The organism is Butyrivibrio proteoclasticus, assembly GCF_900115735.1.
Taxonomy (GTDB): domain Bacteria; phylum Bacillota; class Clostridia; order Lachnospirales; family Lachnospiraceae; genus Butyrivibrio; species Butyrivibrio proteoclasticus_B.
On record NZ_FOXO01000017.1, the window covers coordinates 12,181 to 30,167 of the forward strand.

At 40.1% G+C, this 17,987-nt stretch carries 14 protein-coding genes; all 14 read left to right on the forward strand.

Annotated elements, in window-relative coordinates; all coding sequences use genetic code 11:
* The 14 genes from BM146_RS11175 to BM146_RS11240 all read left to right on the forward strand — a co-directional run bounded on the left by BM146_RS11175 (nt 1) and on the right by BM146_RS11240 (nt 17,979).
* The gene (locus tag BM146_RS11175) at nt 1-3,792 is read left to right on the forward strand and encodes a glycoside hydrolase family 2 TIM barrel-domain containing protein (protein ID WP_074888721.1); all 3,792 of its coding nucleotides are present in this window, start codon (nt 1-3) and stop codon (nt 3,790-3,792) included.
* 13 nt (nt 3,793-3,805) lie between these two features.
* Nucleotides 3,806-5,551 carry a glycoside hydrolase family 3 protein gene (locus BM146_RS11180; protein ID WP_074888724.1) on the forward strand — a complete coding sequence of 582 codons (1,746 nt, stop codon included), beginning with the start codon at nt 3,806-3,808 and terminating at the stop codon, nt 5,549-5,551.
* A 31-nt stretch (nt 5,552-5,582) separates the two neighbouring features.
* Nucleotides 5,583-6,425, forward strand: coding sequence for an HAD family hydrolase (locus BM146_RS11185; RefSeq protein WP_074888728.1), 843 nt, complete (start codon nt 5,583-5,585; stop codon nt 6,423-6,425).
* A gap of 278 nt (nt 6,426-6,703) precedes the next feature.
* On the forward strand, nt 6,704-7,096 hold the full coding sequence (locus BM146_RS11190; RefSeq protein ID WP_177201643.1) for a hypothetical protein: 393 nt from the start codon (nt 6,704-6,706) through the stop codon (nt 7,094-7,096).
* Between the two features lie 402 nt (nt 7,097-7,498).
* Nucleotides 7,499-7,744: a hypothetical protein gene (locus BM146_RS11195; RefSeq protein WP_074888734.1), complete on the forward strand. Its 246-nt coding sequence runs from the start codon at nt 7,499-7,501 to the stop codon at nt 7,742-7,744.
* 26 nt (nt 7,745-7,770) lie between these two features.
* Nucleotides 7,771-9,285, forward strand: coding sequence for a beta propeller repeat protein (locus tag BM146_RS11200; RefSeq protein ID WP_074888737.1), 1,515 nt, complete (start codon nt 7,771-7,773; stop codon nt 9,283-9,285).
* 211 nt (nt 9,286-9,496) lie between these two features.
* Entirely contained in the window at nt 9,497-9,757 is a 261-nt protein-coding gene (locus BM146_RS11205) for a hypothetical protein (protein ID WP_143087472.1), read from the forward strand.
* Between the two features lie 22 nt (nt 9,758-9,779).
* Complete coding sequence (locus BM146_RS11210; RefSeq protein ID WP_074888743.1) at nt 9,780-10,973, forward strand: RCC1 domain-containing protein; 1,194 nt, start codon at nt 9,780-9,782, stop codon at nt 10,971-10,973.
* Between the two features lie 313 nt (nt 10,974-11,286).
* The gene (locus tag BM146_RS11215) at nt 11,287-12,693 is read left to right on the forward strand and encodes an MATE family efflux transporter (RefSeq protein WP_074888746.1); all 1,407 of its coding nucleotides are present in this window, start codon (nt 11,287-11,289) and stop codon (nt 12,691-12,693) included.
* Between the two features lie 526 nt (nt 12,694-13,219).
* The gene (locus tag BM146_RS11220; RefSeq protein ID WP_074888749.1) at nt 13,220-14,239 is read left to right on the forward strand and encodes an NAD-dependent epimerase/dehydratase family protein; all 1,020 of its coding nucleotides are present in this window, start codon (nt 13,220-13,222) and stop codon (nt 14,237-14,239) included.
* A 35-nt stretch (nt 14,240-14,274) separates the two neighbouring features.
* Entirely contained in the window at nt 14,275-14,631 is a 357-nt protein-coding gene (locus BM146_RS11225) for an AtpZ/AtpI family protein (protein ID WP_074888753.1), read from the forward strand.
* A complete protein-coding gene (locus BM146_RS11230) occupies nt 14,631-16,166 on the forward strand; it encodes a hypothetical protein (RefSeq protein WP_074888756.1) in 1,536 nt (511 codons plus the stop codon). The genes BM146_RS11225 and BM146_RS11230 overlap by 1 nt, the downstream gene beginning before the upstream one ends.
* A gap of 34 nt (nt 16,167-16,200) precedes the next feature.
* Nucleotides 16,201-17,019 carry an SDR family NAD(P)-dependent oxidoreductase gene (locus tag BM146_RS11235; protein ID WP_074888759.1) on the forward strand — a complete coding sequence of 273 codons (819 nt, stop codon included), beginning with the start codon at nt 16,201-16,203 and terminating at the stop codon, nt 17,017-17,019.
* A 555-nt stretch (nt 17,020-17,574) separates the two neighbouring features.
* Nucleotides 17,575-17,979, forward strand: coding sequence for a DUF3795 domain-containing protein (locus BM146_RS11240; RefSeq protein WP_207649918.1), 405 nt, complete (start codon nt 17,575-17,577; stop codon nt 17,977-17,979).
* The last annotated feature ends 8 nt before the right edge of the window (nt 17,980-17,987 follow it).

Sequence of the window (17,987 nt, forward strand, 5' to 3'; positions counted from 1 at the left end):
ATGAGAAAAGAATTAGGATTTAATTCGGACTGGTTTTTTTATAAAGGAGATATCTCTTTTGAGAATAAAGAAAGCTATGACTGGGAGGCAATAAGCCTTCCTCATACCTGGAATAATCTGGACGGACAGGACGGAGGAAACGATTATTATCAGGGTAAGGCTTGGTACAGGAAGGAACTTGGAAAAGAGCTGATTCCTGAGGGATTTGACAAGGATGTGTTTGTAAGGTTTGGGGCTGCAAGTAAGAGAGCAGAAATATATCTTAATGGAGAGCTTATCGGAATTCATGAAGGTGGTTTTGCCGCTTTTACAGTAAGTATTACAGATAAACTGCGTGGTGAAAATGACGAGCTGTTGGTGATGGTGGATAACAGTAGAGAGCTTCCAATCTACCCGATGCAGGCTGATTTTACTTTTTTTGGAGGCTTATACAGGGAGGCGTCACTTATATGCTTTGACAGTAAAGAGCATTTAAAAGTTGATGCATATGGCGTGGACGGAATCTTTGTTACTGCTCAAGCTGACGGAGGGGTTACTTTACGTACCTGCCTTCAACATAATTTCGATGGCGCTTCTTTTTGTCTGAAAGTATATGAAGGAAATGGAGAAGCCAGAAAGCTTGTGAAGGAGATTGATAATCTTCCTGTATGTGAAAATGCCAGTGGTTTTCTTGAGGGAAGCTTTACGGTGAATGAAGCAAAGCTTTGGGATGGAGTAGGCAGTCCGTTTCTGTACAGTCTTGAACTGGAGCTGAAAAATGGTGATCATTTGTGTGATCTTATTACTGCTATTTTTGGATTCAGGAGCTTTAGAGTGGATGTTGATGAAGGCTTTATCTTGAATGAGAGAGTATATCCTCTTCATGGTGTGTGCAGACATCAGGACAGAGAAAACATGGGCTGGGCTATTACAGGAAAAGAACATCTCGAGGATATGGAGCTTATCAGGGAGATTGGAGCTAATACGGTGAGACTTGCTCATTACCAGCAGGCTCCATATTTTTATGACCTGTGTGATAAAAACGGAATGGTGGTTTGGGCTGAGATTCCATTTATCAGCGTTTATGATACAAGAAAAGAAGCTGATGAAAATCTTCTTCTACAGATGAGCGAGCTTATCATGCAGAACTTCAACCATCCTTCAATCTGTTTTTGGGGAATTGCAAACGAGACCGGAATCGGCGGTGAGAGCCCTGAGCAGTACAGAATTTTAAAGGAACTAAATTCTCTTACAAAAGAGCTGGATCCCACGAGGCTTACAACTATGGCCAGCTTTGGGGGCACAAAACCTGACAGCCCTCTTTTCCATTCGACAGATGTGGCAACTTACAATATCTACAAGGGATGGTATGAGGGTGTCGCAGAAGATCTGGGACCATTTTGTGACGAAATGCACAAAGAACTTAAGGATGTTCCTCTTGGAATAAGTGAGTACGGCGCTGATGCGGTTATGATGTGGCATTCTGACTGCCCAAAGGTAAAAGATTATACAGAGGAATATCAGGCCTTTGTCCATGAGGAGGCGCTAAAGGCCTTCAGAGAAAGACCGTATCTTTTCGGAACCTGGCTTTGGAATATGTTTGATTTTGCTGCAGATGCCAGAGATGAGGGCGGCTGTAAAGGTCGCAACAATAAGGGACTTGTTACATATGACAGGAAAACAAAGAAGCAGGCATTTTATCTCTACAAGGCGCTTTGGAGTACGGACCCCTTTGTGTACATATGTGGCAGGAGATTCACAAAACGATGGGAGAATACCATACAGGTCAAAGTGTACAGTAACTGCAGATTGTTGCAGCTAATTGTAGACGGGAAGATCTTTAGTGAGAAGAGCAGTGACAGCGGCATTTTTATTTTTGAAGATGTTCCATTGTCAGCAGGCAAAACCGTACTCGAGGCAAAGGCACTTTATACTCATGAAGTTATGAGGAGCGAAGAAAAAACAGGAAAAGATTATGTTGCAAGTGACACACTGACCATCGAAAAGGTTAATGAAATCCCTGCTGAGTATATTTTTAAGGAAGAGAAAAATCTTTCAGAGGCAGTGACACAGTGGTTTGCAGGAATAGCAGGAGAAGAAGAAACTGATGTAAAAGAGCTTACTGTAAACGAAGGATGCCTTTCTGTCTTCGATCCACTGGAAGAGGTCTACAAATGCAAGGAAGGATACGAGGCAATTCAGGAACTGGTGGCTAAGCCTATGGCTATGGTTAATCCTCAAATGGCAGATAGGATGAAGACAGGTGGTTCCATGAGCCTTCATAGCATCTGGCACCACATATCAAAGATGTTTCCTGATGAACTTTTATATGTAGTTAATGAAAGACTGAATAAGATAAGAAAAAGCATAGTCATGAATCCTTACCTGCCCCTTTATGAGTATATTCCTGATGGTGAGCCACGGATATTCGGGGACAGACTCTATGTCTATGGCTCTCATGACTTTGCAGGGGGAGAGCTGGGATTTTGTCCGGGAGACTACATGGTCTATTCAGCGCCTTTATCGGATATTAGTCAGTGGCGCTGTGATGGTGTGGCTTTTCGTAGAAAGGAATGTCCGTTTATTAAATTGGAGCCGGGAAAGGATGCCATGGCAGCTCCGGATGTTGTAAAAGGAACAGATGGTCGCTTCTATATGTACTTCAACCTGTCTAGTCAGTTGTGCTGTCAGGTAGCAGTAAGTGACAGACCGGAAGGTCCCTTTAAATATTACGGGGAAGTGAGCAGTGCTGATGGAATAAGATATGAAGATGTTAAGATGTTTGATCCGGGAGTACTAGTGGACGATGATGGAAAGGTTTATCTCTTCATCGGCTTCAATATGCCGGGGCCGGTTCCCGAGAAGTTTAGAAACTCTTATCCACCCCTTCCGGAGAGTAGTCTTGGCTTTGAACTTGCTGACGATATGAAGACAATAGTAAGGGGACCGGTGCAGATAATACCGGGGGCAAACAAAGCTTTAGGCACCGCTTTTGAGGGACACGGCTTTTATGAAGCCTCAAGCCCCAGAAAGATAAATGGAAAATATGTAATGGTATATTCAACTGAGCTAAGTCATGAGTTGGCATATGCTATTTCCGATGAACCTCTTGGCAAATATGAGTATAAAGGTGTTCTTGTCAGTAACGGTGATTTTGGATTTATGGAAAACACTGAACAGGTGATGCCTTATGGCAACAACCATGGGGGACTTGTTTTACTTAATGGCAGCTGGTATATCTTCTACCACAGACAGACACATGCTATAGAGTGCTGCAGGCAGGGCTGCGCAGAAAAACTTCCAATACTTCCTGATGGATGGTTTGGGCAGGCGGAAATCACAAGCTGTGGCCTTGGGGAAGGACCACTTCCTACTGCAGGCAGTTATAATGCATGCTACTGCTGTCATCTGACCTCACCCATTATAAGTAGGCAAAGACTTACTGTAAGAGAGTGCAGGAGAGATACTGAACCTCATATTTATGAGGAAAAAACCGGTGAAGATGAGAGCAGGTACCTGCACTATATTGCCAACATCAGAGAAAGTGTCACTGTGGGATACAAGTATTTTGATTTCAGAGAGCCTTCAGTTATAAATCTGAAGCTACGGGGCGATGGCAGGGTCAAAGTGAAGATTTTTATTGATTCTCCGAAAGGGCATCTGATTGGTTCTAAAGAAATGGAACTGACTGCCCTGGAATTTAATGACTATGCTGTTGAAATCGAAAAAGTAAACGGGAAACATGCTCTTTACTTTGTGATTGAGTGCGTAGATGCTGTTCAATTTGAGAGCTTTACGTTCATAAATAATTGAGGTGATGTAAGAAATGGTAGATTTAACTCAAAAGCCCTTCTATCTGAATGAGAATCAGATAAGGTGGGTAACGGATACTATAAATGAAATGACAATTAAGGAAAAATTGGGTCAGCTTTTTGTACTCTTGAAGGCAGAGCCAGGTATCAATGAGGAGAGGATAAAAAAGACCCTTGCTGAATATAACCAGGGCGGACATAGATGGCAGGGTGGTAGTAAGACAGATGCATATAAGTTAAATAAGCTATTTCAGGAAAACAGCAAATATCCACTTTTTATTGCGGCGAACTGCGACGACGGCGGTATTGGAGTTGCTCCGGAAGGAACATTTGTGGCTACAGCAGCAGAATGTGGAGCCGGAGAAGGAGTAGAGAATGCATACCATCTTGGATACGTCTCCGGAAGAGAAGCATCTGCTGTGGGCTGCAACTGGATGTTTAATCCGGTGGTGGATATCTATATGAACTGGAGAAATACCATTGTTAATACCAGAAGCTTTGGTCAAGATCCTGAAAAAGTATTGGAGAATGCCAGAGCATATATAAAAGGAGTCAAAGATGCCAATCCCAATATGGCATGTACAGCCAAACATTTTCCGGGAGATGGTGTTGAAGAGTTGGATCAGCACCTGGCAATGGGTGTAAATTCACTTTCCGTAAGTGAATGGGAAAAGAGCTTTGGTTATGTCTACAGAACTCTTATTGATGAGGGACTTGAAACAATAATGGTTGGACATATAGCCCTTCCTGAGATGACAAGGAAGCTCTGCCCAGGCATTGAGGATAAAGACATAAAACCTGCAACTCTCGCAAAAGAGTTACTGACAGATTTGCTTAGGGACGATATGGGCTTTAACGGTCTTGTGGTTACAGATGCTACACACATGATAGGCTTTGCTGCTACAAGTAAGAGGAGTGATGCGCTTCCTTCGGCAATCATGGCAGGTTGCGATATGATCCTTTTTGCCAATGACATAGAAGAGGACATATCTTTTCTTCGTAATGCTTATGAGGATGGAAGGCTCACAGAGGAACGACTTCATGATGCACTGATGAGGATCCTTGGAATGAAGGCTCATCTTGGCATGGATTCTGAAAAAAGAAACTATCCATCGGAGGATATGATTGATATTGTGGGATGCAGTGAACATAAAAAATATGCGGTTCAGGCTGCAGATGAATGCATCACTCTTGTCAAGGATACAAGAGGCTACCTGCCGCTGGACCTGTCAACGGGTAACAGAGTATTTCTGGTTTATGTTGGTTCATCTCCTACTACACTTGGCTATAAAAAAGATCCGGTTAAGCAGATGATCATCGATGAGCTGACAGAAGCAGGATTTGAAGTAGACGTATGCCCCAATTACTTTGAGCTTGAGCTTGATAATGGTATTACGCCAATGAATTTTATAAAGATGTTGAACCATGAAAAAAGAGAAAAATTCATTTCACAGCATGACCTGGCTCTTATTGTGATCAATGTAAAGGGATATGCGCAGGAGAATAATGTAAGAGTAAGATGGAGCATCAACCACAGCTGTGAGCTTCCCTGGTATAATGAGGAAATTCCGACGATAGCTGTAAGCCTCAACTACACAAACCATCTGATAGACCTTCCGCAGGTTCATACATTTATAAATGCCTATGGAGCGAGAAGAGAAAATATAAAGGCTGTCATAGAGAAGATGTTGGGACAAAGCTCTTTTAAGGGCAAAGCAGATGAATCGGTGTTCTGCGGAAGATGGGACACAAGGCTGTGAAAACAGGAATTAAGTAAAGGAAAGTATAACAATGTCAGCATTTGATATTTTTTGGAAGAGTAAAGACAGGATAGTTTGCATAGATTCAGATGGTTGCGCCGTGGATACCATGAATATCAAGCATATAAGATGTTTTGGGCCATGCATGGTTGATGAGTGGGATCTTGGGAAATGGAGAAATGAAATCCTGAACCGATGGAATGAGATAAATCTTTTTTCCATGACAAGAGGCATCAATAGATTTAAGGGACTTGCTTTGATGCTGGCGGAGGTTGATGAAAAGTACTGCGCAATTGAAGGTATAGATGCACTAAAGGACTGGGTAGACAATGCAGCGGAGCTGTCTAATGCATCGCTGGATAAGATGATTGATAAGGGGAGTATTTTTTCTAAAGCACTCAAGTGGAGCAAATCAGTTAACTCTTTAATTGAGAAACTCCCTAAAGAAGAGATTAAGCCTTTTCACGGAGTTCGAGAGGCCTTTAAGATGATCCATGAATTCTGTGATATTGCAGTTGTATCCAGTGCAAATCCGGAAGCTGTAAGGGCTGAGTGGGAGAGACTTGGCTTGCTTGAATATGTTGATCTTATTTGCACCCAGGATATGGGAAGCAAGTCCTTTTGCATCGGGGAGATATTAAAGAAAGGGTATGAGCCCGAACATGTTCTCATGTGCGGTGATGCTCCCGGCGATGAAAATGCTGCAGCAGAAAACGGGGTACTCTTTTTCCCGATTCTGGTAAACCACGAGAATGAATCCTGGAGCGAATTGAAAGATAAGGCATTTTCATTATTTGTGTCGGATTCGTATTCGGGTGCTTACCAAAATGAACTGCTGAGGCGCTTTGAGAGCAACCTTGGGGGTATCCGGTAATATGGCATTTCTGGCGCTTATTTCTGTGATTAAAGCGTATTTTTTTACAAACTATTTTTTCAACTTCAATATATTTTTCCGGATTGCATAGATAATTATACAAACTGAAGTTTCGTCGGGATGATGTGTAGGTGAGTTTTATCTGAAGATAATCTGACAAAAACATCCTTGACAGTAATTTGTATCTGCCTGAATGGAGTAATGCACTATGTAAGGATCGATATTTGTAGGGCTCTTCTATAAGCGAAAAGCTTGATAACTTCAAATTGCCAGAGGACATGATGAGAAAGAAATTATTATTATTTATTATTTATGGTTTTATATTTATATCTTTTTTTTATGGATTTAATCTTCAGGGACCTTCACTTTCGGTAGATTTTGGCGATGGTACTATGTACGCAGTATGTTATACAGAAGCGGGAAGGTTAATAAATAATATAGTTAGCGCTATTTTTGCAATCATAATGATTATTCCGTTGATTATAGATTTATTGAATAAAAAAATAAAATTAACGTATAAGATATGGCCTATATTGGTTAGTTATACCATTGCCTTGGGTATATGTTTTATTATGATTTTCCATTATAATCCTATAGCAGATTTATCACACAAGGCATTTATATTTTTTAATGAAAATGTCGTAAAGATGCAATATTTGGAAATCCTTTGAAACTATGCTTCTTGAATGGTGCAAAAATAGTACCAACGAATTGGAAGGACTGAAAAATGGAGACTAAAAAAACGGGATTAAATTTTTCGAGATGAATGATAGAACATAAAACGGTAATATAAAATTCCATTTATAAGGCCTGGTGTGGGAGTTTTCTCCGAAGCCAGGTTTTTTATATCATAGGAAATTGCTTCCTATGATATAAAAAATCGCTCCGCTAAGGAAGCGCACTCGCGCGAATGGAAAATGTTGCATAAATGCAACCGCGCTCGGCGCGAGAATGTCGCAAACGACATTCTTTTATTGCTTTAATTTCAAATGGAAAATTATTAAAATATAAGGGTATGAAAAAAGGAGAATCCAGATTCTATTTGGGGAAATGGAATCTGAACAGTGACTGATATGAGAAAGAAAGTAGTTGGGGCAATTCTTATTGGCATGCTTATTATGTCTGCATGCTCTTTTTCCAATTCAAAAGAAGCAGAACAGAATTCAGTAGCAGCTTCATCAGAAGAATCTTCTGAGGTATTCATTTCACCGGATCAGACTCCGGGAGATGAATTCAAAGCCCAGATGCCAGTGCATTCTGGAATATGGCAGGACTCTGATTTTGGAGGGACATACTTAAAAGCTATTACAGAAAAATAATCAAAAATGTTAGCTGGAGTGAAAAAGTGAAGAAAAAGGGGATAATCATATTATCAGTTTTTGTGGCAATCCTAGCTGTTTTAACGATTGCTTATGTTGTACTCAAACATAATGAGACGCCAAATCGTGTTCTCTATAATGTATATTCTGACATAGCCATTTGGGGCGTTGTTATTTGGCAGATTGTTGTTATTGTTTTTGGCATTCTGCTGTGGATAAAGGTATTTAAAGACGTGCCAAGGCCTGCTTTATACATTGGAAGAGGAATGACCTTGATCATATGTCTGTGCGCACTTATATTTCTTGCGGATAAGTGGCTGAACTTATTCCTTGATGATGGTGATTATGTAGTTATGGAAAAAGATGATTACATTCTTATAAAGCACATTGGCTATAACGATGAAGGAAGTTATTCTATCTGGTCTAAGGATGGCGTTTTTTACAGAAAGTATGGGATAAATATCGGTTATTATGAAGATTCAGTTGTAGAAGGCATTTTCTATGCTTATGTTAACGGCTTTGAAGATAATTCAGTTATTGACCTGGAAAACCTTGATAATACTGGTGTAGATATATCAGAGGAACAGAAAAAAGAATATGAGCTTCTCAATAAGTTTATAGAGATAACAGAGGATACGTATCCTGAGAAATTTCAACGTGGGCTTTATTGGCAGGAAAAAGACTGTGCAGACAACAGTATTGGTACCACGCAGGTTCCGATAATTGATGAAAATGGCACCCAGGATATGTCATGGTTCTGCGAAAATATCTGCGACTGGCTGAAAGAATGCCTTGAAGAAGTTCCGTACGAGGATGCACCATGGCTATATAAAGAGATATCCATTGCAATGCCATCTGTATCAGGATCATTTGATCCATCCCCTTATATAAGTGGAAAATATGACAGAGATGCTCTATATGAAGCACTTTACGATTTTGTCGATGGTAAACTGACTTCTGCTGATTATCCTGTAAAAAATCAGAGCTATGGTATGCTGGAATTTGTAGATAATGGGGGAGATGAGTACCTGCAGGGTATAGAACCGGATTGTTCTTATACAACAAAAGACGGGGTCACTTACGGAATGCTTCCTGTAGACAGAGCTGCTGGAAGTAACTATTACTGCCTGGTAGCTTATAAGAAAGCCGGCGACAAACCATCAGAAATAAACGAGAATCCTTTCAATGGAATGGGTGGAGATGCAAAATGGATTGAGTTTATCGATGATACCAATCTTGGCTTTGCCTGCCTTACATACAGTGGTGGAGACGAGGGTATGCTCTTTAGGACTGAAGACGGAGGTAAGTCTTTTGCCCAGGTAAACTATCCATCTGCTAAAGTAAAACTGCCTGATGGAACAATCTACAATCCGTTTGTAATCCCGGAAAAGGTTTGGGTAGAGGATGGCAATCTGTATCTGCTCGTTGGCCAGAGCCCATGGTCAGGGGACTATTACAGCGAAGAACTGGGTAAACACCCATCAGGATTATATGTTTCACACGATGACGGGATGAGCTTTGAATATGTTGGGGAACAGTAAAAAGAAAAATTGACTTCGTCGTATTGAAAAACAATTAGTCCAGACAGGAATGAAATTGCTAAGACGTTGATCCAAAGAGGAAAGTAGGCTGAATTTGATAGCAGAAATTATTTTTTCAGATCTCTATAGGACAGTTTTGTTATGCATATTATCTGTTTGCATTTCATTCTTTGTGCGAAATGCTACTAAGAGAAAAAGGGTATTAGCATTGTTGGCATTTGAAGTTATTATGCTTATGCCTTTCCTTTGGATATTAGTTCTAAGTATTGTTTTTACATACTATGGTGATGGCTCATGGATGTCTCTGGTTCCATGGGAATTGAAATGGATTCTATATTTTACAGCTATTACGGTATTACAGTTTCTTTCATATCAATTATTGTGGAAAAAAAGTAAAGCTCTTAAGGCTATGACATTGTTGATGAGCATTATTATTGTTGTGGCTCCATTGTATATACTTGATTTTCAGTAGCTGAGCTGGTGAAAGGTGACTTATGAGTATTGAAGATAAAGATATGAGTGAAATAATTGAAAGTGATTTTGATGAGCCTGACAGGAAGAATTGGATAGCCTGGGCATTTACCATTCTGTGCATTGCTATTGGAGTGGTTGTGCTTACTAAGTTTATTCCTGCCATTATTGCCTCAGATGATGCTGGTACCCAAGAACCCTTGGAAGATATCGTTGAGGTTCCTGTTTACTATGTAGAAAACATGGATGGACTTCATCTTAATGATACCGATTTTGACATAGCAAACTACTATTTTAGAAATGAGTATGAGTATAATCACTATTATATTGATGATGATAATGTGCTTTGGGGTGTGGGTGATAACAGTGACGGACAGCTTGGCAACGGGAATCGTTCATCTTATGAAAGCACGCCGCAGAAGATGGCAGAGAATGTTATTCATGTTGATGGCGCACCATTCTTTGTGATTTATCTTACTGAAAGCGGTGAATTATACGGAGTTGGAGCAAACCAAAATGGATTGATGGGACTAGAGAATCCATATGGAAGAGAATGGATTTATTATGATGATATAGTTGCAACAACTCCTGTATGCCTGATGTCTGACGTCAAATATGCCAGAGCAAGCCAAAGCGGAATCGTTGCTCTCAAAAATGATGGTTCAGTCTGGTGGTGGGGACAAATCAGGAATACATCTGCGAAACATCCTGACGATACAATTGGGTGCAGTTACTCGGAGCCTACTAAAATGCTTGATGATGCAATCTATGTTACCTGTGGGTCTTTTTGCATGGCTGCCATTAAAGAGGATGGTACATTGTGGACCTGGGGCAACAATACCTTTGGAAGCTGCGGATATGACAGTAAGAATCAGGATTTCATAGAAGAACCGGTAAAGGTATTGGATGATGTAAAAATGGTTTGGATGGATGAGGTCAGATTTGAAAAAGCTAAACCATATGCCGAGAGTGAAAGTGCCGAAGGAAATGATGATTACAACTATACATATGTTACCTTTGCGGAGAAAAAAGACGGCTCTTTATATGCCTGTGGCAAATATGTAGACGGTAAAGGAAGTAAGATCTGGGATTTCAAATTATACGGAGATACATTAAGAACTCCGGAAGAATATATGGATGATGGACTTCATAGGCCGGTAGAACTCGTGTATTCCGACAGATTTCAGAGGATACAGTTTAAAGAAAAGAAGGACTGAATATTTATTCGCTTTTTTGTGTAAATGGGCTATTTGGGGATGGCACAGAAAAAACGCATCGTCGATAATTCGAATTAAATCTGCCTTGGAAGTTTTAATATATTAATACTTATTGGCGCATGGAATTTTCAAAAAAGCTATTTTTTTTGTCAAATCTGACTATTACGTGAGCTCAAAAAAATCTGTATCATAATCGAGTAATTGAATGCCGCCCGGTGGGCAGGCTATTTATGAATACTGGGTTGTAACCGAACACGTGTAAGTGAAGACTCGCTTACCGTGTTCTTTTTTTACGGACTTTAAGGAGGTAAAAATGAATCAGAACACAAATAACTATCTAGCAGAAGAGAGGATAGGAAAGCTTCTTCTCAAGTTTTCAATTCCCTGCATTATGTCGCTGCTTGTATCGTCACTTTATAACATAGTGGACCAGATTTTCATTGGAAGAGGCGTAGGATATCTTGGAAATGGTGCAACAAATGTTGTTTTTCCAATCACAGTTATATCACTTGCGATTGCTCTGATGCTTGGGGATGGCGCTGCTGCATATCTTAGTCTTTGTCAGGGTAAAAAAGATGTGAAGTCTGGAAATAAGAGCATGGGCAATGTTGTAATGCTTCTTGTGGCATTCGGAGTTATAATGGCAGTTCTTTTTGCTGTATTTAAGTCACAGATCCTTACAGCGTTTGGAGCTACTGAGAACAACCTTCCATATGCAAATGAGTACTTTGATTACATCATTTTGGGAATTCCTTTCTTTGTTGTCGGTAATGGCCTTAATTCCATTATCAGGGCTGATGGAAGCCCTAAATTTGCCATGATTACTACTCTTGCAGGATGTATCATCAATGTGATTCTTGACCCTGTTGCAATTTTCGCCCTTCATATGGGAATGAAGGGAGCTGCTATCGCGACTGTAGCAGGTCAGATTGTTACAGCAATCTGCGGAATTGTGTACATTCTCTTCAGGGCAAAGACCTTTAAGCTCACTTTAAAAAACATGACTCCTGATATGGTCGTAATAGGTAAGTTTGTCCCTCTTGGAATAAGCAGTTTCTTAACACAGCTCTCTATTGTGGTAATCATGGGTGTAATGAACAATGTTCTTGTTAAATATGGAGCAATGAGTAAGTATGGCGCTGATATCCCACTTACAGTAGTAGGAATTGTTATGAAGGTATTCCAGATAGTAGTATCGATATGTATCGGAATTGCCGCAGGTTCTCAGCCTATCGTTGGCTACAACTATGGAGCAGGAGAATACAGAAGGGTAAAAGAGCTGTTTACAACAATCATCAAAGCTGAAGCAATTGTAGGGCTGGTTTCAGTGCTTTTATTTGAGCTTTTCCCTCTTCAGATTACATCAATATTTGGAAGTGAGGACGGTCTTTATAATGAATTTGCGGTTCTTTCATTCAGGATTTTCCTTTCAATGATCATTCTGACATGTATTCAGAAGTCTACTAGTGTTTTCCTTCAGTCTCTTGGAAAGCCAGTAATGGCTATGGGACTATCATTACTCAGGGACTTTGTATTAAGTGTTCCGCTTGCCATTTTTCTTCCTATGTTCTTTGGCGTTGAAGGAGCTCTTTTATCAGCTCCTGTAGCGGACATAGTAACTACAGTAGCTGTTGTTCTGATGTCCATAAGTGTTGTAAAAGAGCTTGACTCCAAAATCAACAGCGATGAAGATGACGCTAAAGAAGCACAAGTGGCTTGATTATGTACAACTTGAACTGGTGTAAAACTGCCTATATTTATAAAAATGTGATAGAAGCAGAAAGACAGGCCTAAAAAATACTGCCACTATTAAATAAACTACAATAAAGGCAGTACAGCCTTATTAAATCGACTGCTATTTTAACAAGTTCAAGAAAAGTGGCAGAAGCAGAATAAAATGCAATAGTCAGTTCTATCGGAAGAAAACTTTACTAACATCAGAAGAGATAAAGGAAAAACTGATAAATAAAGGTATTCCATTTGAGGAATATAAAGATGAAAGAGGAGTTTTTAATCTAGATCATAAGCGTTATACATAAGTGTATCATCAAGCCATAGAGCAGTAAAAACAGTATATCGGACTTACAAATCAACACTTTTTACAAAACGTGTCGGGACCTGTGCCCCTTAAATCAACACATTTTGCAAAAAGTGTTGTTCTTTTTGCAGGCTCATTTTTCTATAATGACTTCAAGCTCAAAACAGAGAGCAAGAAAACAAATTGAAAATAAGAGAGGAAAAGATAAATGAGCCAAACAAATAAGATGTATCTGGTAACAGGAGCAGCAGGATTTCTTGGAAGTACAGTCTGCAGAAAGCTTGTTGATAGAAACGAAAAAGTAAGGGCATTTGTCCTTGAAGGTGATAAGTCAGCCGCATATCTTCCGGAAGAAGTAGAAATCGTATACGGAGATCTTTGTAATAAAGATGACCTGGAGAGATTCTTTGAGACGCCTGAAGATACAGAGGTGATCGTGCTCCACATAGCAAGCATCGTAACAGTTAATCCCGACTACAGCCAGAAAGTCATGGACGTAAATGTCGGCGGGACAGAAAATATCATAGAGATGTGCAAAGAGCACAATGTTTCAAAGCTCGTTTATTGCTCATCAACAGGAGCAATACCTGAGGAAGAGAAGGGAAGCATAAGAGAATGTGAGGGTTCGATCCCGCTTGATCCTGAGAGAATCAAAGGCTGCTATTCATTGTCAAAGGCTATGGCAACAAATGTGGTGCTCAAGGCTGCAAAGGAAGGGCTTAATGCATGTGTGGTTCACCCTTCAGGAATCCTCGGACCTGAGGACTTTGCAATGGGTGAGACCACAAGGACTCTGGTTGATATCATCAATGGTGAGATGCCCGCCGGAATTGACGGAAGCTTTAATCTGTGTGATGTAAGGGATCTGGCTGACGGACTCATTGGAGCAGCGGATAAGGGAAAAAGCGGAGAGTGCTACATCCTTGGGAATGAGCCTGTCAGCTTTAAGGATTTTACAAAGCTTGTTTCAGAGGAGAGCGGATGTAAACAGATGAAGTTTTTTTTACCTATATCAGCAGCAAACTTCATTGCAAAGATACTTGAGAAAAAAGCCAAAAAGACAGGAGAAAAGCCGCTTATGACAACTTTCTCCGTTTATAATCTTGCAAGGAACAACCGCTTTGATTCAAGTAAAGCAAGTAAGGAACTTGGTTATACTACAAGATCATACAGAGAGACCATACGTGACGAGATCAGATGGCTCAAAGAAACAGGAAAAATAGCATAATTATTTATAGAAAGAAAAGACAGGAGAACAATGAGATGAACGATTTAGATAAGGTTTATGCAGAAAGTGTTGCAAAGGATTACATGCCAAAGGAAACAAATAAGGTAAGGCAGCTTAAAAAGCTTGATGAAAGAGCAAAGCTTCCGGCTTTCATTTCGGCAATGACACTGGGAATCATAGGAACTCTGATTTTTGGCACAGGAATGTGCTTTGGGCTGGGCGTCTTTGGAACAGGAGTAATTTTCATGGTCATCGGGGTGCTTCTTGGAATAGTAGGTGCTGCAATCTGCATCACTAACTATCCTTTATACAAGAAGCTTCTGAAAAAGGGCAAGGAAAAATATGCCTTTGAAATTCTGGAACTTGCTAAAGAGATAACAGGAGAAGCATAATGACGGAAAATAAGAATGTAGAAACAATACTTAAGAATGGTGACAAGGCTTTGTCTGGAATGCCTTATTTATACAGATCCAAGGGCCTTCCAAGTGAGGTTTATGATGTCAGGATGAGGGAAGACATAAATGGTGAACTTCTGAAACTGGCGATAGCAGACACTGTCATCAGATACCCTTACTTTGGCGTCAGATTCATAGAAAAAGATGGAGATTTCTATGCGGTAAGGAATGAAATGAAGCTTGAGGCACATCACAAAGATGGATTTATCCCACTGGGCGGACATAGTAACAACTATCATCTCATGGGAGTTACATATTGGGAAAAGAGCCTTAAACTCTCTTTTCATCACGGACTTACAGATGGAAGAGGTGCAAAGACATTTCTCGAGACATTGCTCAGATTCTACAGTGATTATAAAAATGCTGACATGGGTGAATATGAGCAGATAAGAGAAGAACACCACTTGCTGGCATCTGAACTATCGGTAGCCGAACTTACTGATCCGTGTGATAAGAAGTACGAGCTAAATGGAAAAAGCATGAAGATTGAAGGCCTGTCCGACAAGGGATATAAGCTTCCTGAAACAAAGAATAAAGATGACCATAGGCGTTATGAGATCAGTTTTTCACAGAAGCAGTTTATGGATGCCTGCAAGAGCATCGGCGCATCTCCGATCACATATCTGAGCATACTGATGAGCAGAGGGATAAAAGAGATTTCTTTAGACTGTGATAAGACTATAGTAAGTAATTTCCCTATGGATGCAAGACATATATTAGGTTGTGATGACACCTTCAAAAACTGTGTTAAGAGCATGACTCTGCCTTACGGAAGAGAAGAGGAGAACCTTTCAGACAGTGAAATAGCTGCAAAATATAAAAGGCTTCTCAATGCCCAGAAAGAGCATGATCACTGTGCAAAGGAATTTAATAATATCAATATGCTTCTGAGTGTCATAGGACATTTTCATTCATTTGCAGGAAGACAGAAACTCCTTGGATTCATGGAAATTCTTGCGCTGGACACTTATCTTATAAGTTACATAGGTCAGTTTGATATGCCGGGTGAACTTGTGGATGAGGTACACCTGTATTCAAACTGTTCAAGCGGTCTTGTGCTCAATATGACATGTCAGAGTGGGAAATTTATTATTGATCTGACACAGGATTTTTCGACTGACAAATATGTAAATGCACTTAGGAAGCAGTTTGAAAAGGCAGGAATAGATCTGGTAGTATCTGATGAGATCATATTTGAAACGCCATTTGATGAACTCTCAGAAATCATAACATCACCGGCAGACACTGGAGAACAGGTAAGAGACTGGCTTGATAAGTTTGTTGCTGCTGCAAAGGCCTCATCGCAGGCTGCAAAGGAACGTGCAGAAGCGGCCAGAAATATGAGCCCTCAGATTACTGCGCTATATTATGATGCTGCATCAGGCACAATGAAGAGCTTTGATCCAACTAAGAATACTCAGGAAGAGATGCAGAAACTAGTGGAAAATGCCCCCTCATTGTTTATTTCGTAAGTATTCAATAAAATAAATTCAGGAGGATATATGAATGAGCGATGTATGCGTAGTAACAGGTGGTGGCAGTGGTATGGGGCTTTCAGCAGCTCTTCAGATGCCAAAGGATAAGATAATAATCGTATCAGGAAGGACTATCTCCATGCTTGAAAAGGCTGTGGAACAGCTAAAAGAAGGTGGGCATGAAGCATATGCCTGCACATGTGATACGTCAGACCGGGAAAGCGTAAAAAAGCTGGTGGAGTTTGCGGCTTCAAAAGGAACTGTCAGAAATGTTATCAATGCAGCGGGAATGTCGCCGAACATGGCAAAGCCTGAACCACTTCTCAGAGTTAATGCGCTTGGTACAGTTTATATCAATCAGGAGTTTTCAAAAGTGATGCCAAGGGGCAGCGTTATAGTGGATATCTCTTCAAATTCTGCATATGCATTACCGAAGATCCTCCTAAATAAAAAGACCTTTGCCCTTGCTGAAACAGATGAAGCAAAATTCATAGCAAAGTGTATCAAAACAAGTAACCTTTCCAAAACGGATTATCAGAAGTCAGGCTTTGCTTATGCTCTTTCCAAGAGCTTCGTTGTCTGGTATGCACAGAAGTGTGCTTTTGAGTATGGGCAGAAAGGAATCCGTGTGTGCTCTCTAAGCCCAGGACTTATTGCGACTGACATGGGCAAACTTGAAGAAAAGGAAGGTGCCAGCATGCTTGAATATGCAGCAGAAAAAAGGATGGGCACTCCGGATGAGCTTGGATTTGCAATTGCGACTGTAGCAGATGAAAGGAACGGATATCTTGCTGGTGTAGATGTGCTTGTTGATGGAGGCAGCACAAACGGAAAGAGCTTTAGAAAATAATAACAAAGATAGAAAAGTGTTATCATAACGGAAAAGAATTCTCTTGAGTGAAAGAATTATTTATAGTTCTATTGGAAGATAACGCAGGATTATGCATAAATGGAATGAACGAAATTCTGCCTATATCAAGGAATTTGCGAATGGTGGCAGTTGATTTATTGGGTGGTATTCTGCCTATATCAAATGGATAGGAAATAGAGGCAGTTAATTTTACAGCAGTTGTTCTGCCTATATTGTAAAAGAGCGTTAGGGAGGCAGAAAGATATGGCTTAAATTCAATGCCTATATTTATGAAAAGTAAAATATAGGCAGAACCAGACATTAAAAAGCACTGCCTCTATTTAAGGAAAATAAATATAGGCAGAACCGGACATCTAAAATACACTGCCTATATTACAAGAAATAGAATAGTAGCAGAACAAAAGCTACAAGAAGGTTATATACGAAAATGTACCTCTAACTCCGTCCCCAAGAGACCACTTACTTACATGAAGACAGTATTCCCAAGCTTGATGAACATCTTGAAAAAACATGAAATCAGATGGAGATTACAATATGATGGAAAAAGTACTAGCTGCGTGCGGAAATGATTGTGCATCCTGTCCCAGATATATAGCGCATCCTTATGAAAAAACAGAGGAAGAGCTTCACCATACAGCAGAGTTATGGCTTAAGATAGGATACCGTGACCATGTTGTTACTAATAAAGAGATATCATGCACAGGATGCAAACCTGAGAATTGGTGCAGGTATCATGTAGTAAAATGCTGTGAAGAAAGAGGCATAAAAACCTGTGCAGATTGCTATGAATATCCCTGTGCCAATATGAAGGAATGCTTTGAAGTTACAAAGTCCTTTGAACCTATGTGCAAAAAGGTCTGCACTGATGAAGAATATATGCAGCTAAAGAGAGCCTTTTTTGAAAAAGAACAGAATCTGAAATTGACTAAAAAGTGTTGAAATAGTAA